Source organism: Ensifer sp. GW101-20A05 (assembly GCF_059424735.1).
In genome coordinates this window covers 210,498-234,106 of the sequence record NZ_JBWKZT010000003.1, presented here as the reverse complement: position 1 = coordinate 234,106, position 23,609 = coordinate 210,498, and the positions used below count along the sequence as shown (strand labels likewise).

Genomic DNA, 23,609 nt, shown 5'->3' with positions numbered 1-23,609 from the left:
CCTCTACCGATGAAACTTGGCGCTCCTCGCCTTTTCGCGCTTCTTTTTGCGCAGGCGCTCTTTCTCGCCTTGCCCGCCGCCGCGGGCGACGATCTTCCGACCAAACGTATCGACCTGAGCAACACCGACCGCGATCGCGTCGCAACGGTGACGCGACCGACTGCGGATTTTTCCAAGGCGGAAAGCTTCGAGGCCATGTCCGGCGGTGCTGCGACCTCGATCGCGCCCGTCAATGCCGACAGCTTCTCGCAGTTTTCGGCCAATCTCAGCTTCCAGGAAGAGGAAGGCTTCAAGCTCGGCAACGCGCTGTTTCGCAAGCTCTGGGTCTCCTCGCCCTCCTCGACCCAGGCATCCGACGGGCTCGGCCCGCTCTACAACGCCCGCGCCTGCCAGAGCTGCCACCTGAAGGACGGACGCGGACGCCCGCCGGAGGGCTCCACCGATACGACTTCGATGTTCTTCCGTCTGGCGCGCCCGCCGCGCGACGACAAAGAGCGCCGGTCGATCGAGGCGCATCAGGCCGTGAATTTCCCCGATCCGGTCTATGGCGCCCAGCTTCAGGATAGCGCCGTGCCGGGCCTTGCTGCCGAAGGCCATCTGAAGGTCAGTTACACCGAGCAACCCTTCACCTTCCCCGACGGCGAGACCGTTTCACTGCGCCGGCCGCGCTACTCGGTGACCGACCTTGCCTACGGACCGCTCGATCCGGCAACGACGCTCTCACCGCGCGTGGCCCAGCCGATGATCGGGCTCGGCCTCATCGAGGCGATCCAAGAGGCGGACATCCTCGCGCTTGCCGATCCTGACGACGCCGACGGCGACGGGATCAGCGGCCGCCCGGCGCTCAGACGTGACGCGAAGTCCGGCAGGCTGACCATCGGACGTTTCGGCTGGAAGGCGCAGAATGCCACCGTGCGGCAGCAGAGCGCCGATGCCTTTGCCACCGATATCGGCATCTCCTCCCCCGACGCCGACCGGCCGCATGGCGACTGCACAGCCGCCCAAGCGAAATGCCTCACCATGGCGACCGGTGTGCAGGAACGGCTTGGTCCGACCGAAGCGCCCGATCCGGTGCTTAACCTCGTGACCTTCTATTCGGAGAACCTTGCCGTTCCGGCGCGTCGCAAGGCGAGCTTTGCCGAAACACTTCGTGGCAAGAAGGTCTTCTACGACCTCGGCTGCACGAGCTGCCACACGCCGAAATTCGTCACCCGCCGGGATGCCGCAAACAAGGCGCAGTCCTTCCAGCTCATCTGGCCCTATTCCGATTTCCTGCTGCACGACATGGGCGAAGGTCTCGCGGACGGCCAGGAAGTGGGCGTCGCCACCGGCCGAGAATGGCGCACCCCGCCGCTTTGGGGCATCGGCTTGACGAAGACCGTCAGTGGGCACACTTTCCTGCTGCACGACGGACGCGCCCGCAATTTCACCGAAGCGATCCTCTGGCATGGCGGCGAAGGGCAGAAGGCCCGCGATGCTTTCGCCGCCCTTGCCGCAAGCGATCGCCGCGATCTCCTTGCCTTCCTGGAGTCACTCTGATGCCCTCTACGCATACGCTCACCCTCGCGTTCTCCCTGGCGCTGACGACCGCATTGCCCGCAATAGCTCAGGAGGGGAGCGCGCTCTCGCCGCGCGTCGTCAACGAGGCCGCCGTGCCCGCCGTCATGGCCAAGGCCGTCGACGACTTCATCATTCCCGGCTACCGCAACCTGTCGGAAAAGACCGCCGCTGCAAGGCAAGCGACGGCGAAGCTCTGCGAGGCGCCGTCGCAGCCGGCACTCAAGAACGCGCAGAGTGCGTTCTCCGACCTGGTCGCCGCCTGGTCGGCGATCGAGGTCGTGAGGCTTGGTCCGGCTCTCGAACAGAACCGCTTCGAACGCTTCCTCTTCTACCCCGATCGCAAGAGCACCGGGCTCAAGCAGGTGCAGGCGATCCTTTCGAAGGCGGACGAAAGCGCAACGGACGAAGCCAAGCTCAAGGGCAAGAGCGTCGCGGCGCAAGGGCTGGGCGCACTCGAATATGTTCTCTATGGCACCGGCGCCGAGGCGCTTTCGGGCAAGGAGGGTGACTTCCGCTGCCGCTATGGCCTGGCGATCACTGGGAACCTCGACACGATCGCCAACGAATTTTTGGCCGCCTGGCAGAAGCCGGAGGGAATCCAGGCCGCTTGGAAACACCCAGGCCCCGACAATCCCGAATTCCGCGACAATCGCGAGGCGACGACCGAACTGCTCGGCATTCTCGTCCATGGCGTCGAGACGGTGAAGGACCAGCGGCTGAAGCCGTTCTACGAAGGCAAGGACGACAAGGGGCATCCGAAACTTGCGATCTACTGGCGCTCCGGCAACACCATGGCCTCGATCGCCGGCAACGTGCGCGGGCTCAAGACGCTGTTCGATGTCGCTGACATGCAAAGCCTGCTGCCGGAAGACAGCCGCTCCGTGGCGGGTTCGGCCGACTTCGTCTTCAAGTCGGTGATCGGCATGGCCGGCAACATCGACGGGCCGATCGATGCCGCGCTCACTGACGACGACAAGCGCGCCAAGCTCGCCTTCCTGTCGCTCAACACCAACGACCTCCTCAACCGTCTGAACAAGGATTTCGGAGGCGCGATCGGGCTTGGCGCCGGCTTCTCCTTCGCCGACGGTGACTAGAGCATCCCGCTCGCAGGTGTAGGCACTGGAGCGGAAAAGATGCTCTCGCATCAAAGTGCTGGAGCGTCCTTAGTGCGTTCAATTGAACGCACGCGCTCCAGAGCGGGATGAGGAAAAGTGTGCGCGGTTTCCGCCCGCATCCCGCTCAAACTCAGAGTGTTGACAATCAAGGCTTTTAGGCGCAAAGCGCTTCCCGTGTCCGCTCTCGCGGGCACGTTTCACCACAAGGACCAACTCACAATGAACCCCGACAGTCGAAGTCGAGCCTTCACGCTCACGGCCGTCCGGTCCTGATTTGATCAGGGCTCCGTGGCGGTCGGATGACTCGCCCTATGGAGCCCTATATGCTGCGCATCTACAAAAGCCAGAACAGCCACCTCGTGCTCGTCGACATGCTTGACGGCATCGCATCGCCGACGCCCGCCATCTGGTTCGACCTCTTCAATCCGTCCGTTGAGGAAACGCGCCTCGTCGAGGGCCAGCTCGGCATCGAGATCCCGACCCGTGACGAGATGCAGGAAATCGAGCTTTCCGACCGCCTCTACCAGGAGGACGGCGCCGAGTTCATGACGATGACGGCCACCGCCAAGCTCGACAGCGACTATCCGGTCAAGGTGCCGGTGACCTTCATCCTCAAGGGCGCGACGCTGGTCACGGTACGCCATGCCGACCCCAAGCCGTTTCAGACCTTTTCCAACCGCATCCAGAAGGCCAACGGCCAGATCTGCGAGACCGGCGAACTGGTGATGCTCGGCCTGCTGGAAGCGATCATCGATCGCACGGCGGACGCGCTGGAGCGCGCCGGCAGCGAGGTCGACGCGATTTCGCGCGAAGTGTTCCGCAAGACGAATGCCAGCGCCACCAAGAAGACGCGCGACCTGCAGTCGCTGATCGAGCAGATCGGCCAGAAGGGCGACCTCCTGACGGTCATCCGCGAAAGCCTCGTCAGCATCGGTCGGCTCGTTGCCTATCACGTGGCGCTCGAAGGCATGGGGCCACGCAAGGCAGGAAAGGAAAGCCGGCAGCGGATCAAGCTGATCCAACGGGATGCAACTTCGCTTGGCGACCACGCGCTGTTCCTGTCGAACAAGATCAACTTCCTGCTCGACGCGACGCTCGGCCTCATCAATCTCGAGCAGAACCAGATCATCAAGATCTTCTCGGTCGCCGCCGTCGTCTTCCTGCCGCCGACGCTGGTCGCCTCGATCTATGGCATGAACTTCGGCGTGATGCCGGAGCTGCAGTGGGAGTTCGGCTATCCTGCGGCACTGATGCTGATGGTGATATCGGCGATCGTGCCCTATTTCTACTTCAAGCGCCGGGGCTGGCTCTGACCCCGCAACCTGCTATATCGCAGCCCTGAGCGGCACCTCCGTTCAGGGCTGCAGATTTCCACGACGAGCGAGGATGGCATGACAGCCGCCACGGGTCTGATCGACCGGCGCAGTTTCCTGAAAATGGCAGGCGCAGCCTGGGTGGCAAGCCTGGCGCTTGACCGGGCTTTCGCCCTAGGCAGAGCCGATGCCGTCTTCGCCTCGGCCTTCATGGCGCCGGATGGAAGCTATGGCGTTGCAACGCTGACGGAAGCCGGCGAGATCATCGACCGTACGACGCTTCCGGCGCGCGCGCATGGCATGGCCTATTCGCCCGTCAGCCATCGAGCGGTCGCCTTCGCCCGCCGGCCCGGCACCTATGCGATGATCCTTTCGACCGACGGCTCGGCGGAACCAGTGGTCATCGCTGCAGCAGAGGGCCGGCACTTTTACGGTCACGGCTGTTTCTCGGCGGATGGCAAGCTGCTCTATGCTACCGAGAACGACTTTGCCGGCAATCGCGGCATGGTCGGCATCTATGACGGCACCGACAACTTCGCCCGCATCGGCGAATTCCCGACCTATGGCATCGGTCCGCACGACATGACGCTCGCTGCCGACGGACGCCTGCTCGCGATCGCCAATGGCGGCATCGAAACCCACCCGGACTTCGGCCGCACCAAGCTCAATCTCGACCATATGGAGCCGAGCCTGACGCTGGTGGACACGAAAACCGGCGCGCTCGTACAGAGGCACGGTCTGCCTGCTGAACTCAGCCGTCTTTCGACGCGCCACGTCGACATCGGCCCGAAGGGCGAGATCTGGTTTGCCTGCCAGTACGAAGGCGCGCGCAACGACCTGCCGCCGTTGGTCGGATCCTTCTCCAAGGGCGAGGACCTGAAATTCCTGTCGCTGCCCGAACGCACGACGGAAGCGCTGGCGAACTATGTCGGCGCGATCGCCGTCAACCGGCACGAAGGGCTGATCGGCCTGACCTCACCGAAGGGCAACGTGGCCGTGACGCTCGATGCCCGCACCGGCGCTGTTTTGAAGGAAGAGCGCGTCGTCGATGCAGCAGGGGTCGCCACAGCCGACCACGGTTTTGCCGTTTCGTCCTATGACGGCCACTTCAAGGAGCGCCAAAGCCGGGTCGCCTGGGATCAGCACATCGTTCGTTTGGCATAGGCCGGAGACATGCCTCAGGCCGAAAAGCGGCCCGCGCCGGAGAGCTTTGCCAAGTCGTCCCAGCGATAGGCCATCTGGTCGTGGTTTTCACCGCCGAGGCTTACCTGACCCTGGCCGACGGCAACCGCACCCAGATGCTCATAGAACGCCCTGTTCGGATTGCTGGAAAGCACCCAGGCAAACAGGGACTTGCCGCCCAGTTCCCGGCAATGGGCGGCAACGCTGCGCACCAGTGCCGAGCCGATGCCGGCGCCTTGGAATTCCTTGAGGATATAGAGCGCGTAGAGCTCGCGATCGAAACGCGGCGGCATCGAGCGGGCTTTTCCATAATTGGCAAAACCGATCACCTTGTTCGTGCTCATGTCGACCGCGACCAGATGAAAGACATCGGCGACGCGCATGCGCCTTGCGTGGCGCAGCGCCTGCTCTTCGACGCTCATCCCATCGAGGAAGGCGTCGGAAATCAGTCCGCGGAACGTCGATCGCCAGCTTTCGACGATGACGGAGGCGATCATCATGATGTCATCCGGACCGGCCGGCCGGATGTCGATGCGTCTGAAGCTCTTCATGGCACATGATATAGGTGGCAGATCACGGCTTCAAAACGGCAGCCCCCATGGAAAGCCAGAAAGTCTGTTTTATCTGTCGAGGCCATGAACAGAACGATCGTGTGCGCAGTCCTATTCGCCACTGGTCTCGGTCTCGCGCCGCCATGCGATTGTGGCTGGCGCAGATGTTCCTCAACTTCCTCTGGTCGCCGCTGTTCTTCGGGATTGAGGACATCTCCTCGGGCCTGATCATCGCGCTATTGATTGCAGTCGCCGGTTTCGTCGTCGCAAGCCGGCGGCGGGATCGCGTTTCGGCCCTGCTGTTCCTGGTCCTATCTCGCCTGGGTTGCGTTTGCGACGACGCTCAACAGCTCGATTTTGCTCATGAATTGAACTTGTCGGACCTTCACGAGCGTGCCACTGTCCCGCAGGCATAATGATGCCACCCGACAAAAAAAGGCCATGTGGACTGATGGACGACCGTGATCCCCCCGATTTCCGAAAGCGCATCCGTGAGAGTTTCGCGCGGCAGGCGGCAATGCGCACGGTCGGCGCCGAACTGACGCTCGTTGAACAGGGCACGGTCGAGATCGAACTGCCGTTCGACGACAAGCTGACGCAGCAGCATGGCTTCCTGCATGCGGGCGTGATCTCGGCGGCGCTGGATTCGGCCGGCACCTATGCCGCCTATTCGGTGATCGACCCGGATGCCTCGATCCTGACGATCGAGTTCAAGGTCAACCTGCTTTCGCCGGGGCGCGGCGAGCGTTTCCTGTTTCGCGGTGAAGTGACCAAACCCGGCTCGACGATCATCGTCTCCGACGGGCGCGGCTACGCGATCCGCGCCGATGGGCCGGCGAAGCTGATCGCCTCGATGACCGGGACGATGATGGTGGTACGCGGACGCCAGGGGATCGAAGGATGAGTTTTGCCGTCAAAACCGTTGCCGGACGCAGGGTTCTCTACGTCATGGCCGTGGATGCCGAATACGGGACGCACCTCAAGCAGCGGATCAAACCGCTGATGACCGGCGTCGGCCCGGTCGAGGCCGCCGTGGTGCTGACGCGAACGCTCGCGGAGCTCGCCGCGGAGCGAGCCCTGCCCGATCTGGTCGTTTCGCTCGGGTCCGCCGGTGCCGCCAGGCTGGAACAGACGGAGGTCTACCAGGCCGTTTCCGTCGGCTATCGCGACATGGATGCCTCGCCGCTCGGCTTCGAGAAGGGCGCAACGCCGTTTCTCGACCTGCCGGCCGCGGTGCCGCTGCCGCTCAGGATTCCCGGCGTGCCGGAGGCCCGGCTTTCGACCGGCGCCAACATCGTCTCGGGCGCGGCGTACGAGACGATCGACGCCGACATGGTGGAGATGGAGACCTTTGCGGTCCTGCGCGCCTGCCAGTCCTTCGGGGTTCCGCTAATTGCGCTTCGCGGCATTTCCGACGGCAAGGCCGAGCTCAAGCACGTCAGCGACTGGACGGAATATTTGCACGTCATCGACGAGAAGCTTGCAGCCGTGATCGACCGGTTGGAGAATGCGATCTCAAGCGGCGCGATCCGGCTCTAATGTGATCGTAAGTCAGAGCGGGATGCGGTCGGAAAACCGCACACACTTTTCCTCATCCCGCTCTGAAACCCCGGAATTGTCGGGGTGCAATTGAATCGTTGCGCTGATGACGGCCTTTCATTAAAGGCTCGCCATGATCAAGCTTGTTTGAAGGCCCCCAATGACCCAGACAGCCCATCCCGATACCGTCCTCATCGTCGATTTCGGCAGCCAGGTGACGCAGCTCATCGCCCGGCGCGTGCGCGAAACCGGTGTCTATTGCGAAATCGTGCCGTTCCAGTCGGCGGAGGAAGGCTTCCGCCAGCTGAAGCCGAAGGCCGTCATTCTCTCCGGCAGCCCCGCCTCGACGCTCGACATCGGCTCGCCGCGCGCGGCCTCGGTTATCTTCGATTCCGGCCTGCCGGTCTTCGGCATCTGCTATGGCCAGCAGACCATGTGCGCCCAGCTTGGCGGCAAGGTCGAGAGCGGACATCACCGCGAATTCGGCCGCGCCTTCCTGGAAGTCGAAAAGGACTGCCCGCTGTTTGAAGGCCTCTGGTCCGTCGGCTCGCGCCACCAGGTCTGGATGTCGCATGGCGACCGCGTCACCGCGATCCCCGAGGGCTTCGAGGTCGTCGCGACCTCGGCCAACGCGCCCTTCGCCTTCATCGCCGACGAGAAGCGCAAATATTACGCCGTGCAGTTCCACCCCGAAGTGGTGCACACCCCCGACGGGGCCAAGCTGATTGCCAACTTCGTGCACAAGATCGCCGGCATCAAGGGCGACTGGTCGATGTCGGCCTACCGCGCCAAGGCGGTCGAGGCGATCTGCAACCAGGTCGGTGACAAGAAGGTGATCTGCGCGCTTTCGGGCGGCGTCGACAGCTCGGTCGCGGCACTCCTCATCCATGAGGCTGTCGGCGACCAACTCACCTGCATCCTCGTCGACCACGGCCTGATGCGCAAGGACGAGGCGAAGAACGTCGTTGCGATGTTCGAGGAGCATTACAACCTGCACCTCCTGCACGTCGACGCGTCCGACCGCTTCATCGGCGAACTCGAAGGCGTCAGCGACCCCGAGACCAAGCGCAAGATCATCGGCCGCCTGTTCATCGAAGTGTTCGAGGAAGAGGCGAAGAAGCTCGGCGGCGCGGACTTCCTTGCCCAGGGCACGCTCTATCCCGATGTGATCGAAAGCGTCTCGTTTACCGGCGGCCCGTCGGTGACGATCAAGTCGCACCACAATGTCGGCGGCCTGCCGGAGCGCATGAATATGCAGCTCGTCGAGCCGCTGCGCGAACTGTTCAAGGACGAAGTCCGCGTGCTCGGCCGCGAGCTCGGCCTGCCCGACAGCTTCATCGGCCGCCACCCCTTCCCGGGCCCGGGCCTTGCCATCCGCTGCCCGGGCGGCATCAGCCGCGAGAAGCTCGAGATCCTGCGCGAGGCTGATGCGATCTATCTCGACGAGATCCGCAAGGCCGGCCTCTACGACGCCATCTGGCAAGCGTTTGCCGTGCTTCTGCCGGTGCAGACCGTCGGTGTCATGGGCGACGGCCGCACCTATGAGTTCGTCTGTGCGCTGCGTGCCGTCACCTCGGTCGACGGCATGACGGCCGACTTCTACCACTACGACATGGAATTCCTCGGCCGCGCGGCAACGCGCATCATCAACGAGGTCCGCGGCATCAACCGTGTCGTCTACGACGTCACCTCGAAGCCGCCGGGCACGATCGAGTGGGAATAAGCAGTCATCTCGATGCCGTCAGACAAGCTCTATAGCGATCCAAGCCTTGTAGAGTTCTACGACATCGAGAACGGCTGGACCGCTGATTCCGAATATCTGAAGACCATGGCCGCTGGGCGCACCTCGATCCTCGATCTGGGGTGCGGCACCGGCCTGTTGGCTGCTGCTCTTGCTGTGAGTGGCAAACGGGTCGTCGGCGTCGATCCGGCGGCCGCGATGCTCGATGTCGCGAGGTCACGACCCGGCGGCGACCGGGTGCGTTGGGTCGAGGGCGACGGGCGGACCATCCGCCTCGACGAGACCTTCGATATGGTGCTGCTCAGCGGCCATGCCTTCCAGGTCTTCCTGACCAGGGAGGATCAGCTCGCCGCACTCAAGACCATCGCAGCGCATCTGGCTCCCGACGGGCGCTTCATTTTCGACAGCCGCAATCCGCTGGTCGAAGAATGGCGGGAGTGGACCGCGGCCGAATCCGAACGGGACATCGTTCATCCGGTCCTAGGCCAGGTTCTCGCCTGGAACGACGTGCAGCATGATCCGGCGACGGGTATCGTGGAATACGGAACTTTCTATCGGATCGCAGCCGACGGACGCACTTACGCGGCCCAGTCGAAAATCGCCTTCCCTTCCCATGAAGACCTCGTCGCGATGATGGACGAGGCCGGGCTCGTCGTCGAACAGTGGCTCGGCGGCTGGGACGGCAGTTCGTTCGAAACTTCCGCGCCCGAGATCATTCCGATCGGCCGGCTGAGATAGCCGCTTGCCCGGTGCCCGGAAAGCGATCGCGATGCGTCTGATCTATGCAAGCGCATCAAAAAAGAGATAGACGGCGGCGATCTTGCCATCCCGGGCGATGATGAAATCGGTCCCGGCATAGGCCGCTGTTTTGCCGGGACTGCCTGACACCCACCGGACCCGGCCGCCATTGCCTATTTCCTCAGCTGGGGCGATCGGCTGGTATTGAAAGTCGGGATGTGTGGCCTTGATCACGCCCGCGATCCGATCAATCTCGTCGCGGCCGCGGAAGATACCGCCATTGGGGTCATAGAACACGGCGTCTTCATGGAAGATCTCGTCGATCGCGGCACGCCGGCGCTCAGCGTCAATCTCACCGAACACGTCGTGGAGGTTGCGAAGCAACAAGGTCGAAACGGGGAAAGACATCACATTTCTCCGGTTGGGGTCGGGCCGATTGCCGGAAGCGTGAGGACAGGGCACAGGGTCAGGTCTGGATCGCTCAGCCCGGTGGCAACATCCGCCGATCCGGCATTGGCTGACTAATGGGCGGCAACCGCCGCGCCTGTGCCCGGCTCGCCGGCCTGGTGCCGATTGTCGATGCTGAAAGCACCGGCGCCGAATGCAGCGATCTGAAGAAGCCCACCCGCCATCATGACGTTCTTGAGGAAATGGATCATCTGGTTCTGATCGGCGAAATTGCTATGAAACGAGAAGGCCGTTGCGAGGGAGAACAGCGCGAGAGCAGCCGCCACGGAGCGGGTGCGATAGCCGGCAATGAGAAGCAGACCTCCACCAAGCTCGACAAGCACTGCCACGGTGAAGGCCAGCGGTGGAAAAGGCAGCCCGACGGCATCGATCATGCCGGTCGTGGCGCTGTAGGCGCCGAGTTTGCTGAAACCACTCATGGCGAAGGGAAGGCCGATCAGCAGCCGGCCGACAAAGGGAAGATAACGGGTCGCAGACATTGAACGTCTCCTTGACGTGGACTTCGCAATTCGTTGCGGACCAGGCCATGATGTTGCAACTCCGCTCTTTTCGAAATAGAAGTGATTGAAAGTCATCATTGCAGAATTGTCGATGTCCAAGCTGCCCGATTTCGAAGCGCTGGCGATGTTTGCCAAGGTGGCGGAGGAGCGTTCCTTCGCTGCGGCGGCACGGACGATGGGGGTTTCGGTCGCAACCGTATCGCGCGCCGTCACCCGTCTCGAAGAGCGACTTGGCGGTCGTCTGCTCAATAGAACATCGCGCCGACTTGCCCTGACCGACTACGGCCACATGCTGGCCGAACGGGCGTCCAGGATCTTCGCGGATGCCGAAGAGGCGGAGGACCTGGCGCGCGAGGCCGCCAGCCGTCCGCGAGGGCTGGTGAAGCTAGCGGCGCCGCTGTCCTTCGGCACGCGCTGGGTCGCTCCCCTTCTGCCGGAATTCTTTCGGCGCTACCCCGAGATTGCAGTCGACCTTCACTTGACCGATGCGCAGACGGACCTCATCGGCGATGGCTTCGACGCTGCGCTGCGCATCGCCGTGCTGGAGGATTCATCGCTCGTCGCGCGGCTGATCGCACCTGTCCAACGGTTCGTCGTCGCTTCGCCGGCTTACCTTGAAACAAATGGCCGCCCGCAGCACCCGCACGACCTTATCGCCCACCAGTGTCTGAGCTACGCCAACCGGGCGAAACGGGACGTCTGGCGCTTCACCCATCACGAGACCGGCGAGGAAGTGGCGGTTGCGCCCAGGGGGTTGCTGCGAGGGACGAGCGCGGAGGCCTTGCTGCCGACAGTACTCGAAGGGCTGGCGATGACCGAGCTCCCCGAGTTCATCGCCACCCAGTATTTTCCGGACGGACGGTTGGAACCTGTTCTCACCGACTGGCGTCTACCGGAAGGCGGACTGTACTTCGTGACGCCGACGGCCCGCGCGCGACCCGCCAAGGTCTCTGCCCTGGCTGATTTCCTGATCGCCGGGCTGACGGATGCGGGTTGGAGCGCGGAAGCGGTGATGGGCTGGAAACGACCGCACCAGCGAAGAAAGCAGACATAGCCCGGCGCCCAACCGCGTCGCAATGCTCGCCCGCCTCTACGCCTTGGCTGCGTCCCGCATTCCGTTGCGCAACTTCTGGACCCTTTCGTTCAGATCGATCATCTCCGGTACGGTGAAACCCGAATGCTCCAGCAGGGAGGCCGTCAAGCATCCGGTCTTCACGTGGAGATCCCGACCCTTGGCGGTGAGGTGAACCTCGACCAGGCGTTCGTCGACCATGCTGCGATGCCGGCCGACGAAACCGGCGGCCTCCAACCGCTTGACCGCCGGCGTAATGGTGCTGGATTCAAGGCTCAGCCGATCGGCGATCGCCGAGATCGTCAGGCCGTCCTTTTCCCAAAGCGTACTCAGGACGAGATACTGCGTGTAGGTCACACCCAGCGCATCGAGCATGGGCTTGTAGACGCGGTTGATGGCGATCGACGCCGAATAGATCGAAAAACAGAGCTGGCTGTCCAGTGGCAGGGTGGGTGCATCAGACATCGTAGTCTCCTTGGCGCAGTTCGAACCTTGTGCTGCGAAAATCAATATCGCGATAAAAAGTATCTTTACAACGAAATCGAGTCGGCGTATACGATGATTATCGCGATAACGATTTTCGCGGAAACCAACTCAACCAAGGAGACCCGAAAATGATCAAGACCCTCATCACTGCCGCCGCTTTCGCCCTCTCCGCAAGCGCGCTCACACCGGCTGAGGCCGCCCCCGCCACCAAGAATGTCGTGCTCGTTCACGGCGGCTTCGTCGATGGCTCCGGCTGGCAGGGCGTCTACAACATCCTCAAGAAGGACGGCTACAACGTCACCATCGTCCAGAACCCGACCCTGTCGCTTGCAGACGACGTTGCCGTCACCAAGCGCGCGATCGCCGCACAGGATGGCCCGGTCGTACTCGTCGGTCATTCCTATGGCGGCGTGGTCGTCTCGGAAGCCGGTACCGACGAAAAGGTGAAGTCCGTCGTCTATATCGCCGCCTTCGCGCCGGATAAGGGCGAGTCCGTTTCCACGCTGATCGCCAACCCGCCGGCCGGCGCCTCCGTTCCGCCGATCCTGCCGCCGGTCGATGGTTTCCTGGCGCTCGACAAGGCGAAGTTCGCCGCCGCCTTCGCGGCCGACGTCGATCCCGAGATTGCAGCCTTCATGGCCGACTCCCAGGTGCCGTGGGGCGTGGAAGCGGCAGCCGGTGCCGTCACCGCGCCGGCCTGGAAGGAAAAGCCGAGCTTCTATCTGGTCGCCACCGACGACCACATGATCCCGCCGGCCGCCCAGCGCCAGATGGCAAAACGCGCCGGCTCCACCGTCGTCGAAACATCCGGCAGCCACGCCGTCTACGTCTCGAAGCCCGATGCCGTCGCAGCGCTTATCGAACAGGCCGCTCAAGCCAGCGAATAAGCAACCTCAACCGACAACAATACAAAGGGGCGCACCTTGGGTGGCGCCCCTTTTTCTCGTCTCGAACCCAAACTCGGACGACAGCCTTATCGTTTCAGGAGCGCCGGGCGAAACAAATAGCGTTGACTAATCAATCAGCCTACACTAATGATTTAGCCATGATGATTGAAACCGCCCCCATCACCGCCGTCATGCGCGCCCTTGCCGACCCGACAAGGCGCGCCGTCTTCGAGCGCATCGCCAATGCCGAGGAAATCACCGTGGTCGAGCTCACCCGCGGCAGCGGCGTGACGCAGGGCGCGATTTCCCAGCACCTCAAATCGCTGAAGCAGGCGGGTCTCGTCGCCGAGCGTCCGGAGGGCCGCAACGTCTATTACCGCGCCGAGCCCGAAGGCCTGGCGCCGCTCGTCGACTGGATGAGCCACTACGGCACCTTCTGGCGCGAGCGCTTTGCCGACCTACGCACACTTCTCAAGGAGATTGATCCATGACCGACGCAGCAGTTCTGAAGTCCGAGACGCAAGACATCGTCGTCGACGAGGTGTTTCCGCATACGCCCGAGACGATCTGGAAGACGCTGACCAACGGCGACCTGATGGGCCGATGGATCATGCCGCCGACGGGCTTTCAACCCGTGGAGGGCACGCATTTCACCTTCCAGACGACGCCGGCCGGCGCCTGGGACGGGACGATCCGTTGCCAGGTGCTGGAGGTGCGTCCGCATGAGCGCTTCGTCTACTCCTGGCAGGGCGGGCACGAGGGCAATACCGGCTACGGCTCCCGCCTCGATACGGTCGTCACCTGGACGCTGGCAAAGGTCGACAACGGCACCCGTCTTCGCCTTGTGCATTCCGGCTTCGTCACGCCGAAGAACGACAGCGCCTACAAGAACATGAGCGAGGGCTGGACGAAGGTCCTGTCGCGCCTCGGCTCTGTCACCGACGAACAGCACTAAATGCTAAAGCCGGATCGTCACGGCAATCCGGCACCTCACCAACCCGAACGAGCAAAGAGAATGGTCGGCGTCGCCCTTACGGCCGCGCGCCAGGCTTTGCCGTGCCCGAAACAGGAGGAATGTATGAGCAAGTCCTATATCGGCGGATGCGCCTGCGGTGCGATCCGCTACGAAATCTCCGGAGAACCGGTTTTCTCCAACGACTGCCAGTGCCGCGACTGCCAGCAGGAGAGCGGAACCGGGCATGGTTCACATATGACGTTCCGCCGCGACGGGGTGAAGCTCGAAGGTGAAGCGACGCACTGGGACATGGTCGCCGATAGTGGCCATGTGAAGACGCGCGGCTTCTGTCCCACCTGCGGCTCACCCGTCTACATGACCTTCTCGGCCATGCCGGAGTTCTTCAGTGTTCGCGCGGCAAGCCTCGACGATCCCAGCCGCTACAAGCCTCAGGTCGTGACCTACGGCATACGCGGCCATGCCTGGGACCATCTCGATCCGGCCCTGACCAAATTCGAGACCATGCCGCCGGCTTAGGATCGGCAACGGAAGGTTTCGCAGGGCGGGCCTTGGAGTGCCCGCCCACACTCATCTGGTCGCTACCCCGGCGGGAACGCGAACAAGACCGCACAGCGTTCGGCAAAGGCGAACAATAACTCCGCTTTTCGGCTACTAGTTCGAACAACTATCCAATGTCATTTTCTGCTTATCGAAACGCCTTTTGGCACATACCGACAAACAGGAGAGACAGAATGCTCCGTTCCCTCATTGCCGGCGCAGCCATCGCCCTTGCCGCCCCGGCCCTGGCCGACGTTCAGCCCTATCCGGCGACCTTCACCACCCAGGACATCGCCACCAACGGCACCACCCTTCACGTCCGCATCGGCGGGTCCGGGCCAACTGTCGTGCTGCTGCACGGCTATGGCGAGACCGGCGACATGTGGGCGCCGCTTGCCGCCGAGCTTGCCCGCAACCACCGCGTCATCGTGCCCGACCTCAGGGGCATGGGGCTCTCTGAGAAACCGGCAACCGGCTACGACAAGAAGAACGAAGCAAAGGATATCGCCGGCGTGCTCGACGCCTTGAAGGCGGAAAAAGTCGACGTTGTCGCGCACGACATCGGCAACATGGTCGGCTACCAATTTGCCGCGCAGTACCCGTCCCGGACGACAAAACTTGTGCTCATGGATGCGCCGCTTCCCGGCATCGGCCCTTGGGAAGAGATCCTCAAGAACCCGCTGCTCTGGCACTTCCGTTTTGGCGGGCCTGACATGGAGCGCCTGGTTGCCGGCCGCGAGCGCATCTATCTCGATCGCTTCTGGAACGAATTCTCCGCCGACCCGAAGAAGTGGGACGAAGCATCGCGCGAACACTACGCCAAGCTCTATGCCCAGCCGGGGGCGATGCGCGCCGGTTTCGCCCAGTTCGCAGCCTTCGACCAGGACGCGACCGACAACCAGGCCCTCCTGAAGCAAGGCAAACTCGGCATGCCGGTTCTGGCCGTTGGCGGCGAAAAATCCTTCGGCCCCACGATGGCCGTCGTTGCCAGCGCGGCTGCCGAAAACGTCACGGGAGTGGTCATTCCGGCATCCGGCCACTGGCTGATAGAGGAGCAACCAGGGGCCACGGTGAAAGCGATCCGCAGCTTCCTCGATGCCGAGTAGCCGGAGCGCCTGAAGCCAGCCAGCATTGCCGATCGAGATCGCCGCGCGTCCTCTCCGACGCGCGGCATTGCTGCACTTTGCCGCTCGCCGGATCGCGCCGAAGCCTCAAGCCGGCGGAATGAAAGGCTGGCTGATCGTCTGGAACACCGGGAGCGCTTCCAGCTTCTGCGCATGTGCCTGCAGATGAGGGTAGTTCGAGATCGCCACAAGATCGGCATGCACGTCGTTAAGGAACCGCAGGACGACCGCAACGACGATATCGACATGACCGATGCGCTCCGAGAGCCAGTATTCGCTCTGGCCTTGCGCACGGCTCGCCTCGAGCACGCCGAGCGTTTCCTCGATCTGGCGGCGGCAGCGATCGACCCAGAGCGCCGAGACCTCACCGTGCAGGCGTTTCTCGTAAAACAGGCTGACCGCCTTGTCGCCAAGGCCGGTGGCGAGCGTGGCGATCCGGAGTGCCCGATGTCGTGCCGGCTCGGTTCGCGGGAACATGACCTGATCGTCGGAAACGAGGCTATCGAGATAGTCGAGGATGATGTGGCTGTCGGTGAGCGCCAGCCCATCGTCCAGCACCAGGGTCGGCACGCGCGTCAGCGGATTGTGGGCGCGAATCTCGTCGGCGTTGCCGAAGGACGACCAGGGGCGGTGTTCGAAGGGGATACCGTAGAGCGTGAGCGCGATGCCCACGCGACGAACGAACGGAGAGTCGTATTGGCCGATCAGGATCATTTTGCCGTCTCCTGCCTGTGCCGCTGCATGTTTCCTTTAATCGTCGCCGATTATAAGGACAAAAACATGCAGCACTTCAAAGTGCTACAGCGACCTTTGCGCGTCTCATAAGACGCGCGGCGCTGTAGCGGTTTCTGGGAACAATAGGCCTTCCCCGGCGGTCAAAGCCAGAGCGACTTCGGCGCAACCCGATTCCGCACCCCGGTTCTTAGCGACTTGCGGAGCGCCGTTGGAATGCCGATAAGCGCCACCAACAAAACGATACGGGAGGAGCCCATGGACATTTCCGAAATCATCATCGCCGGCGATACGTCCGGCATCGAATGGCGCCTGCCTGTCTACCGCTTCAAGGGCAGGAATGCCGCGGCACCGAAGACCTATATCCAGGCGGCGCTGCACGCCAACGAGCTGCCGGGCACGGCGCTGGCGCATTTCCTTCTGCAAAGATTGCAGCAGGCAGAAAAAGACGGCGCCATCCTCGGCGACATCACAGTCGTACCGCAGGCGAACCCGATCGGCACGGCGCAATCGCATTTCGGCGAGTTGCAGGGCCGCTTCGACCTCGGCTCACGCACCAACTTCAACCGCGATTTTCCGCTGATCTCGCTTGCCGACCGGGACTACCTCATCGAGGATCTCGATCGCTATTCGGCGACCGACCGGTTGAAGCGCCAGCTGCTGCATATGGCGCTCGGCGCCGACCTGATGCTCGACCTTCACTGCGACGACGAGGCGCTGCAATACGCCTATATCGACGACGCCTTCTGGCCGGAGGCGGGCGACCTCGCTTCTGCGCTCGACATGGAAGCGGTCTTCCTCTCGGACGGCGAAAGTTCCGCCTTCGAGGAGGCTGTCGCCTATGCCTGGAAGTATGAGACCGGGCAGAAGAAGGCGCGTCTTCCCGGACGCCTCTCGGTCACGGTCGAGCTTCGCGGCACGCGCGACGTCTATCCGGAGCTTGCCCGTAAGGACGCAGAGGGTGTCTTCCGCTTCCTCGTCGCCCGTGGCGTCGTTACCGGTGACGAAGAGGCGATCGCGCCGTTCTCTGGCATCGTCGCGCCCCTCGACAACATCGAGATGATCCGCGCGCCGGAGGCGGGCGCCATCCTGTTTCATCGCGACATCGGCGAAAGCGTAAAGGCCGGTGACCTGCTCGCGACCATTCTCACCCGTCCCGGCCGGCTCGACGGCTCGCTCGACGTGCGCGCGCCGCAGGATGGGCTGATCGTCACCCGCGTCTCGACCCGCCTTGCACGCCGACGTTCGGACCTGATGAAGATCGCCTGCGCTCAGCCCTCCAACGCCCTGCGCAAGCCGGGACCGCTCGAAGCCTAAGCGCAATCCCGAGAACGCGCGAAGCCATCCCCAATCGGCTCATTCAGCGGCCGTCACCCAAGGTGGCGGCCGTCATCTTCGGGCTATCGAGAAGGATGGTCGAGCGCAGCGTCTTGATCTCGGCAATCTGTTCGAACTCGCTCCATAGCAGGCGCTTGTAGTCGGCGACGTCGCGCACCGCGATCTTCAGGAGAAAATCGAAGTCGCCGGCGACCGTGTGGCATTCCACCACCTCCGGCATGCGCGAGACCAACTCGATGAAACGGTGACCGACCTTGCTTGCGGTGCGCTCCAGCGTCACTTCGACGAAAGCCTGGAAGCCGACACCGGCCGCCTTCGGATCGACCACGACCTGCTGGCGGATGACGCCCGTCGCATAGAGCCTGGCGAGGCGGCGCGACAGTGGCGCCGGCGAGAGACCGACCCGGGCCGCGAGCTCGTTGTTGCTCAACGACGCATCCTCGACGAGCAGACGGATGATGCGTCGGTCGACCTGATCCAGCTCCATCGCCACCTTTTCAACCATAACCAAGCTCCAACGCGCAAATCAGCAAATCAATTGCAGAGTTTTGCGCAAATAGCACGCTGTCGATATTGCTTCTGCGGCAAAAATCGCATCGATTTTGCGCTGATCCTGACTTAAGAAGGAAGTCGCAGGGCAAGCCGGAGGAACGGCGGCCGGCAGGCATTCTCGACCGATAACGCATCGCTGCCACTCAAGGGGGATTTTCCGGCATGTTCGACGCACTGACCCGCCAACCCGACGATCCGTTGCTCGCCCTGATCGGGCTCTACCGCAAGGACGAGCGCCCCGGAAAGGTCGATCTCGGCGTCGGCGTCTACCGCGACGAAACCGGCCACACGCCGATCTTCCGCGCCGTCAAGGCGGCCGAGAAGCGGTTGCTCGAAACCCAGGACAGCAAGGCCTATGTCGGCCCGGAAGGCGACCTCGTCTTTATCGATCATCTCTGGACGCTGGTCGGCGGCGATACCATCGATCGCAGCCACATTGCCGGCGTGCAGACGCCGGGGGGGTCCGGCGCTCTCAGGCTCGCGGCCGACCTCATCCATCAGATGGGCGGCAAGCGCATCTGGATCGGCCTGCCGAGCTGGCCGAACCATGCGAGCATCTTCAAGACGGCCGGCCTTGAACCCGCCGGCTACCCGTTCTTCGATGTACCAACACAGACGGTGCTCTTCGACAACATGATCACCGCGCTGCAGGGAGCCTCTGCCGGCGACGCCGTATTGCTGCATGCGAGCTGCCACAACCCGAGCGGCGGCGTGATTACCGAAGCACAGTGGATGGAGCTTGCCGCCGTCATCGCCGAGCGCAGCCTACTGCCGCTCGTCGATCTCGCCTATCAGGGTTTCGGCCGTGGCCTCGACGAGGATGTCGCCGGCCTTCGCCACCTGATCGGCGTCGTGCCCGAGGCGCTGGTTGCCGTCTCCTGCTCCAAGTCCTTCGGCCTCTATCGCGAGCGCGCCGGCGCGATCTTCGCGGTGACGACCTCGTCCTCCTCGGCCGATACGGTCCGCTCCAACCTCGCCGGCCTCGCGCGCACCAGCTATTCGATGCCGCCGGATCATGGCGCCGCCATCGTGCGTTTGATCCTTTCCGACGCCGACCTTAAGCGCGACTGGAAGGAAGAACTCGAAACCATGCGGTTGCGTATCACCAACATCCGACGGGCGCTGGCCGAGGGCCTGCGCGATCGCTGGCAGGCGCTCGGCGCGGTCGCCAGCCAGGAAGGCATGTTCTCGCTGCTGCCACTCACAGAGGCCGATGTCATGCGGCTCCGCAACGAGCACGGCATCTACATGCCCGGCTCCGGCCGCATCAACATCGCCGGCCTGAAGACGGCCGAAGTCGAGGGCGTCATCGCCAAGTTCAAAAGCCTCTGAGGATAAGATGGCCGAGCGCAGTATCGACGTGTCCGAAGCCCCGGTAGAACGCCATCGCCTCTATGAGGATGCGCTGGCGATTCTCATGGGCACGCTGATCATGTCGCTCGGCGTCATCATCTACAGCAAGGCGATGCTCTTGAGCGGCAGCACATCGGGCCTGGCGCTGCTCCTGCAATATGCGACCGGCGCCGAGTTCTGGCTGGTCTTCTCCCTCGTCAACCTGCCCTTCTACATTTTGGCGGTCAAACGGCTCGGCTGGATGTTTGCGCTGCGCACCTTCATCGCCGTCAGCCTCGTCTCGCTGTTTTCGCGGCTAACGGCCGGGTGGGTAGAGATCGCCCGGCTCGATCCCATCTATGCGGCGGTTGTCGGCGGCGGACTGATGGGCACGGGCCTGCTCATCCTCTTCCGCCATCGCACCGGGCTCGGCGGCATCAACATCGTAGCGATCTATCTTCAGGAAAAGTTCGGCGTCCGCGCCGGTTACTTCCAGCTCGCGGTCGATCTCGCCATCCTTGCCGCCGCCTACTTCGTGCTGCCACCCGCAAACCTCGTGCTTTCGGTCGTGGGTGCGGCCGTCGTCAACATGACGCTGGCGATCAACCACAGGCCGGGCCGCTACGCCGGCGTGACCTGAAGCAAGGTCGGCGTCTTCCCTCGGGCTCGCCGGGACGCTATCACTCCTGCCACGCTTTGAAATTGTGCGATTCCGGATGGTTTCCCGGAGTTGCTCACGACGATGTTGGGGCATGGAATGACGGTTACGATCTACGGCATCAAGAACTGCGACACGATGAAGAAAGCGCGCACCTGGCTCGAAGGCCGGGGCATTGACTATCGCTTTCACGACTACAAGGCCGAGGGGATCGACCGCCCGCACCTCGAACGCTGGTGCAAGGAAGCCGGGTGGGAAACGGTGCTGAACCGCGCCGGGCACGACCTTCCGCAAGCTCGACGACGCCGACAAACAGGACCTTGACCAGGAAAAGGCAATTGCGCTGATGCTGGCGCAGCCCTCGATGATCAAGCGCCCGGTGCTCGAGGCCGACGGCAATCTCTTGATCGGCTTCAAGCCTGACCTCTACGAGGCCGCGCTGTAGCACCTGAGCCGGAGCCAAACGATGTCGAAGACCACGCGCGCCACGCAGATGCTTTCGAAGGCCGGCGTCGCCTTCAGCGTGCACAGCTATGACTACGATCCCAGTGCCGAGCGCGTCGGCCTGCAGGCGGCGGAAGCGCTCGGCGAAGATCCGAGCCGGGTGCTGAAGACCCTGATGGCAGAAGTGGACGGTAAGCCGGTCTGCTGCGTCGTGCCCTCCGACCGCGAAGTCAGCATGAAGAAGCTTGCTAGCGCCTTTGGCGGCAAGTCGGCCGCCATGATGAAGCCGGCCGATGCCGAACGGCTGACCGGCTACCATGTCGGCGGCATCAGCCCGTTCGGCCAGAAAAAGCTCGTGCCGACGGCGATCGAGGAGGCAGCGCTTGCCGAGGCTGAGGTCTATATCAATGGCGGCCAGCGCGGGCTGCAGGTCCGGCTCGCGCCGCGCGACGCACAGGCCGCACTGAAGGCGATCGCGGCAGCGCTGATCGCCTGAAACGCCCGCCATCAAAATATCGCAGATGCCTTATACGTGCCGCAGAAGCGGGATGAAACTGTGCAACTTTCGCATGCACGTCCGCTCACGAACGGCGTCGGGTCTGTCTCATGGCATCTGCAGGGTTTCTCACCGCGAAGCGTCTTTTGAAACGCCTCGTCGTCGTCACGGGTGCGCTTGGTGCAGCCTTGGCGCTCTATCTCGTCGGCCTGCAATGGACCGGCAACTTCCACACGCTCGTCGCTGGTGAGGTCTATCGTTCGGCGCAGCCAAGCCCTGAGGCGATCGCCGCCTATTCCAAGGGCTACGGTATCCGCACCATTCTCAACCTGCGTGGCGAGAAACCGAATGAGCGCTGGTACCGCGACGAGGTTGCTGCCGCCGAGCGCAACGGTATCCGGCTCATCAACTTTCCCATGTCCGCCTCGGCGGAGATCGACGCCAAGGAAACCGACGCGCTGATGGCGATCCTCCGGGACGCGCCGAAGCCGCTCTTGATCCACTGCAAGGCCGGCGCCGACCGCACCGGGCTCGTCTCGACGATCTACCTGCAACAGATCGCCGGCGTCGACGAGGAGACGGCCGAGTGGCAGCTTTCGCCGCTCTATGGCCATGTCGCGCTCCCCTATCTCTCGGGCACGTTTGCCATGGACGAAACCTGGGAAGCCCTCGAAAAATCTTTTGGTCTCAATAGTTGAGGACGGCGCTTGCTGCCCCTCATCCGGCCTGCCGGCCACCTTCTCCCCGCAGGCGGGGCGAAGGAGACTCGCGACAACCGCTCACCTCAACAGCAAGTATCTCCCTCGATTTCCTCCTCACAGTGTCTCCGTTCGACAGCGTTGCGAGCGGGGCACGTCCTCTCTCCCCGCCTGCGGGGAGAGGGCTAGGGTGAGGGGCAAACTTGCGCACAGGCGGCAGTCCGATTACCTGGCATTGCGAAGACGCGAAGCCGTTGCACGCTTGAAACGCCCTACCTGAGCTTCGCCAGCAGCGCCGCCAGTTGCCGCGCCTCTGCTTCGGTCAGTCTCGCGCCGACATGGGCCTCGATCGATGGGCCATATGTCTGCCACATGCGTTCGCGCATCACCCGGCCCGCCTGCGTGATCACTACCCATTGGCCGCGTCCGTCGGCGTCGAAGGCTTCGCGGCGGACCAGGCCTTCCTTCACCAGCCGATCGATCAGGCGCGAGAGATTGTATTGCGCAAGCAGCGTGCGCGCCTCGATCTCGAAGGGACGCAGACGACCACCTTCCGCTTGAACCAGCTCCCACAACACGTCGTACCAGCCGAGCGGCGGCAAGCCTGAAGCCTTGAAATCGGCCTCGATCCGCGCAAGCACGCGCTCACGCGCGCGCATCAACCCGATCCAGGCTTCCGTGGTTTCCGGTTCGGGACGCTTTCCGTCGTTTCTTGTCTCAGTGGTCATAGATGCAATTACATCCATCTTGAAAATCGAATCAAGCCCACATACATGCAAATGCATCTACTTGTTCAACCGGGAGACTGCCATGCTTACCCTCGTCAGCCACCACCTCTGCCCCTATGTGCAACGTGCGTCGATCGCGCTCGACGAAAAAGGCGTTCGGTTCGAGCGGACCTATATCGACCTCAAGGCCAAGCCCGACTGGTTCCTGAAGATCTCACCGCTCGGCAAGGTGCCGCTGCTGCAGGTGCCGCAGCAAGGCGGCGAAGCCGTGCTGTTCGAAAGCTCCGTTATCGCCGAGTACGTCGAGGAAAGCCAAGCCGGCCCGAAGCTTCACCCTGAAGATGCGCTGGAGCGCGCCCGGCATCGCGGCTGGATGGAGTTTGGTTCGAAGATCCTTTCGGATCTCTGGGGCTTCGAGACTGCCAAGGACCAGGAAACCTACGAGCAGAAGCGCAAGGCGCTCGCCAGCAAGTTTGCGACCATCGAGGCGGCATTGCGCGACGGCCCTTATTTCGCCGGCGCCGGCTTTTCACTGGTCGATGCGGTCTTCGCGCCGATCTTCCGCTATTTCGATCTTTTCGACACACTCGCCGATCACGGCATCTTCGACGGGCTCGATCGCGTCCGTGTCTGGCGCAAGGCGCTCTCCGAGCGACCGAGCGTCAAAGCGGCGGTGACGGCCGATTACGGCGAGCGGCTGATGGTGTTCCTCAGGGATCACGACGCCTATCTGCTCAACGCCCGGCAGGCGTAGGCCGATAAGTCTATCATGTCGTCCTTCAGTTTGGCTTGGGACTGCCCTATGACAGTGCCCAAGCCCTGCTGGAGGAGCGCAACGTGAC

The 23,609-nt window shown here is 63.0% G+C and carries 28 protein-coding genes and 1 pseudogene; 22 read left to right on the top strand and 7 right to left on the bottom strand.

Annotated features, from left to right (window positions below):
• Positions 1 to 9: 9 nt before the first annotated feature.
• The 4 genes from AC070A_RS10380 to AC070A_RS10365 all read left to right on the top strand — a co-directional run bounded on the left by AC070A_RS10380 (position 10) and on the right by AC070A_RS10365 (position 5,152).
• On the top strand, positions 10 to 1,539 hold the full coding sequence (locus tag AC070A_RS10380; RefSeq protein WP_057247916.1) for a di-heme oxidoreductase family protein: 1,530 nt from the start codon (positions 10 to 12) through the stop codon (positions 1,537 to 1,539).
• Complete coding sequence (locus AC070A_RS10375) at positions 1,539 to 2,654, top strand: imelysin family protein (RefSeq protein ID WP_057247915.1); 1,116 nt, start codon at positions 1,539 to 1,541, stop codon at positions 2,652 to 2,654. The genes AC070A_RS10380 and AC070A_RS10375 overlap by 1 nt, the downstream gene beginning before the upstream one ends.
• A 344-nt stretch (positions 2,655 to 2,998) precedes the next feature.
• Positions 2,999 to 3,988 (top strand): magnesium transporter CorA family protein, encoded by a 990-nt coding sequence (locus tag AC070A_RS10370; RefSeq protein WP_057248240.1) that lies wholly within the window; start codon positions 2,999 to 3,001, stop codon positions 3,986 to 3,988.
• Between the two features lie 78 nt (positions 3,989 to 4,066).
• Entirely contained in the window at positions 4,067 to 5,152 is a 1,086-nt protein-coding gene (locus AC070A_RS10365; RefSeq protein WP_057247914.1) for a DUF1513 domain-containing protein, read from the top strand.
• A gap of 14 nt (positions 5,153 to 5,166) precedes the next feature.
• Here the strand turns inward: AC070A_RS10365 and AC070A_RS10360 are convergent, their stop codons facing one another.
• Positions 5,167 to 5,721, bottom strand: coding sequence for a GNAT family N-acetyltransferase (locus tag AC070A_RS10360; protein ID WP_057247913.1), 555 nt, complete (start codon positions 5,719 to 5,721; stop codon positions 5,167 to 5,169).
• Positions 5,722 to 5,768: 47 nt separating this feature from the next.
• Here AC070A_RS10360 and AC070A_RS10355 point away from each other — a divergent pair, with 47 nt between their 5' ends.
• From AC070A_RS10355 to AC070A_RS10335, 5 genes are all read left to right on the top strand, one after another.
• Positions 5,769 to 6,137, top strand: coding sequence for a TspO/MBR family protein (locus AC070A_RS10355; protein ID WP_244495501.1), 369 nt, complete (start codon positions 5,769 to 5,771; stop codon positions 6,135 to 6,137).
• A 35-nt stretch (positions 6,138 to 6,172) separates the two neighbouring features.
• Complete coding sequence (locus AC070A_RS10350) at positions 6,173 to 6,625, top strand: PaaI family thioesterase (RefSeq protein ID WP_057247911.1); 453 nt, start codon at positions 6,173 to 6,175, stop codon at positions 6,623 to 6,625.
• A complete protein-coding gene (locus AC070A_RS10345) occupies positions 6,622 to 7,260 on the top strand; it encodes a 5'-methylthioadenosine/S-adenosylhomocysteine nucleosidase (RefSeq protein WP_057247910.1) in 639 nt (212 codons plus the stop codon). Before AC070A_RS10350 ends, AC070A_RS10345 begins: the two co-directional genes overlap by 4 nt.
• Positions 7,261 to 7,420: 160 nt before the next feature.
• On the top strand, positions 7,421 to 8,983 hold the full coding sequence (gene guaA, locus AC070A_RS10340; RefSeq protein ID WP_113479340.1) for a glutamine-hydrolyzing GMP synthase: 1,563 nt from the start codon (positions 7,421 to 7,423) through the stop codon (positions 8,981 to 8,983).
• Between the two features lie 12 nt (positions 8,984 to 8,995).
• Positions 8,996 to 9,739, top strand: a complete 744-nt coding sequence (locus AC070A_RS10335) for a class I SAM-dependent methyltransferase (RefSeq protein ID WP_057247908.1) — start codon at positions 8,996 to 8,998, stop codon at positions 9,737 to 9,739.
• 42 nt (positions 9,740 to 9,781) lie between these two features.
• Here the strand turns inward: AC070A_RS10335 and AC070A_RS10330 are convergent, their stop codons facing one another.
• Both AC070A_RS10330 and AC070A_RS10325 read right to left on the bottom strand, forming a co-directional pair.
• Entirely contained in the window at positions 9,782 to 10,126 is a 345-nt protein-coding gene (locus AC070A_RS10330; protein ID WP_309140256.1) for a nuclear transport factor 2 family protein, read from the bottom strand.
• 134 nt (positions 10,127 to 10,260) lie between these two features.
• Positions 10,261 to 10,686 (bottom strand): DoxX family protein, encoded by a 426-nt coding sequence (locus tag AC070A_RS10325; RefSeq protein ID WP_057247906.1) that lies wholly within the window; start codon positions 10,684 to 10,686, stop codon positions 10,261 to 10,263.
• A gap of 112 nt (positions 10,687 to 10,798) precedes the next feature.
• On the opposite strand from AC070A_RS10325, the gene AC070A_RS10320 reads away from it, so the two are divergent.
• Positions 10,799 to 11,761, top strand: coding sequence for a LysR family transcriptional regulator (locus tag AC070A_RS10320; RefSeq protein WP_057247905.1), 963 nt, complete (start codon positions 10,799 to 10,801; stop codon positions 11,759 to 11,761).
• 36 nt (positions 11,762 to 11,797) lie between these two features.
• Here the strand turns inward: AC070A_RS10320 and AC070A_RS10315 are convergent, their stop codons facing one another.
• Positions 11,798 to 12,244, bottom strand: a complete 447-nt coding sequence (locus AC070A_RS10315; RefSeq protein ID WP_057247904.1) for a MarR family winged helix-turn-helix transcriptional regulator — start codon at positions 12,242 to 12,244, stop codon at positions 11,798 to 11,800.
• Between the two features lie 149 nt (positions 12,245 to 12,393).
• On the opposite strand from AC070A_RS10315, the gene AC070A_RS10310 reads away from it, so the two are divergent.
• The 5 genes from AC070A_RS10310 to AC070A_RS10290 all read left to right on the top strand — a co-directional run bounded on the left by AC070A_RS10310 (position 12,394) and on the right by AC070A_RS10290 (position 15,771).
• Entirely contained in the window at positions 12,394 to 13,152 is a 759-nt protein-coding gene (locus AC070A_RS10310; RefSeq protein WP_057247903.1) for an alpha/beta fold hydrolase, read from the top strand.
• 161 nt (positions 13,153 to 13,313) lie between these two features.
• Positions 13,314 to 13,643 carry an ArsR/SmtB family transcription factor gene (locus tag AC070A_RS10305; RefSeq protein ID WP_057248239.1) on the top strand — a complete coding sequence of 110 codons (330 nt, stop codon included), beginning with the start codon at positions 13,314 to 13,316 and terminating at the stop codon, positions 13,641 to 13,643.
• Positions 13,640 to 14,107, top strand: a complete 468-nt coding sequence (locus AC070A_RS10300) for an SRPBCC family protein (protein WP_058324578.1) — start codon at positions 13,640 to 13,642, stop codon at positions 14,105 to 14,107. Before AC070A_RS10305 ends, AC070A_RS10300 begins: the two co-directional genes overlap by 4 nt.
• A 123-nt stretch (positions 14,108 to 14,230) precedes the next feature.
• The gene (locus tag AC070A_RS10295) at positions 14,231 to 14,644 is read left to right on the top strand and encodes a GFA family protein (protein WP_057247901.1); all 414 of its coding nucleotides are present in this window, start codon (positions 14,231 to 14,233) and stop codon (positions 14,642 to 14,644) included.
• 215 nt (positions 14,645 to 14,859) lie between these two features.
• Positions 14,860 to 15,771: an alpha/beta fold hydrolase gene (locus AC070A_RS10290; protein ID WP_113479339.1), complete on the top strand. Its 912-nt coding sequence runs from the start codon at positions 14,860 to 14,862 to the stop codon at positions 15,769 to 15,771.
• 105 nt (positions 15,772 to 15,876) lie between these two features.
• On the opposite strand, the gene AC070A_RS10285 is transcribed toward AC070A_RS10290, so the two are convergent.
• On the bottom strand, positions 15,877 to 16,503 hold the full coding sequence (locus AC070A_RS10285) for a glutathione S-transferase family protein (RefSeq protein ID WP_113479338.1): 627 nt from the start codon (positions 16,501 to 16,503) through the stop codon (positions 15,877 to 15,879).
• Positions 16,504 to 16,779: 276 nt separating this feature from the next.
• On the opposite strand from AC070A_RS10285, the gene AC070A_RS10280 reads away from it, so the two are divergent.
• Complete coding sequence (locus AC070A_RS10280; RefSeq protein ID WP_057247898.1) at positions 16,780 to 17,838, top strand: succinylglutamate desuccinylase/aspartoacylase family protein; 1,059 nt, start codon at positions 16,780 to 16,782, stop codon at positions 17,836 to 17,838.
• A 43-nt stretch (positions 17,839 to 17,881) separates the two neighbouring features.
• Here the strand turns inward: AC070A_RS10280 and AC070A_RS10275 are convergent, their stop codons facing one another.
• The gene (locus AC070A_RS10275) at positions 17,882 to 18,364 is read right to left on the bottom strand and encodes an Lrp/AsnC family transcriptional regulator (protein ID WP_057247897.1); all 483 of its coding nucleotides are present in this window, start codon (positions 18,362 to 18,364) and stop codon (positions 17,882 to 17,884) included.
• Between the two features lie 209 nt (positions 18,365 to 18,573).
• Here AC070A_RS10275 and tatA point away from each other — a divergent pair, with 209 nt between their 5' ends.
• The 5 genes and pseudogenes from tatA to AC070A_RS10250 all read left to right on the top strand — a co-directional run bounded on the left by tatA (position 18,574) and on the right by AC070A_RS10250 (position 22,039).
• On the top strand, positions 18,574 to 19,743 hold the full coding sequence (tatA, locus tag AC070A_RS10270; protein ID WP_057247896.1) for a tyrosine aminotransferase: 1,170 nt from the start codon (positions 18,574 to 18,576) through the stop codon (positions 19,741 to 19,743).
• 7 nt (positions 19,744 to 19,750) lie between these two features.
• Positions 19,751 to 20,383, top strand: a complete 633-nt coding sequence (locus AC070A_RS10265) for a YitT family protein (RefSeq protein ID WP_057247895.1) — start codon at positions 19,751 to 19,753, stop codon at positions 20,381 to 20,383.
• A 117-nt stretch (positions 20,384 to 20,500) separates the two neighbouring features.
• A pseudogene (locus AC070A_RS10260) lies at positions 20,501 to 20,846 on the top strand (ArsC family reductase).
• 21 nt (positions 20,847 to 20,867) lie between these two features.
• The gene (ybaK, locus tag AC070A_RS10255) at positions 20,868 to 21,341 is read left to right on the top strand and encodes a Cys-tRNA(Pro) deacylase (RefSeq protein WP_057247893.1); all 474 of its coding nucleotides are present in this window, start codon (positions 20,868 to 20,870) and stop codon (positions 21,339 to 21,341) included.
• Between the two features lie 110 nt (positions 21,342 to 21,451).
• Positions 21,452 to 22,039 (top strand): dual specificity protein phosphatase family protein, encoded by a 588-nt coding sequence (locus AC070A_RS10250; RefSeq protein WP_082615695.1) that lies wholly within the window; start codon positions 21,452 to 21,454, stop codon positions 22,037 to 22,039.
• Positions 22,040 to 22,311: 272 nt separating this feature from the next.
• On the opposite strand, the gene AC070A_RS10245 is transcribed toward AC070A_RS10250, so the two are convergent.
• Positions 22,312 to 22,767, bottom strand: a complete 456-nt coding sequence (locus AC070A_RS10245) for a MarR family winged helix-turn-helix transcriptional regulator (protein WP_057247892.1) — start codon at positions 22,765 to 22,767, stop codon at positions 22,312 to 22,314.
• 82 nt (positions 22,768 to 22,849) lie between these two features.
• On the opposite strand from AC070A_RS10245, the gene AC070A_RS10240 reads away from it, so the two are divergent.
• Positions 22,850 to 23,521, top strand: coding sequence for a glutathione S-transferase family protein (locus AC070A_RS10240; RefSeq protein ID WP_057247891.1), 672 nt, complete (start codon positions 22,850 to 22,852; stop codon positions 23,519 to 23,521).
• Positions 23,522 to 23,609 lie beyond the last annotated feature (88 nt).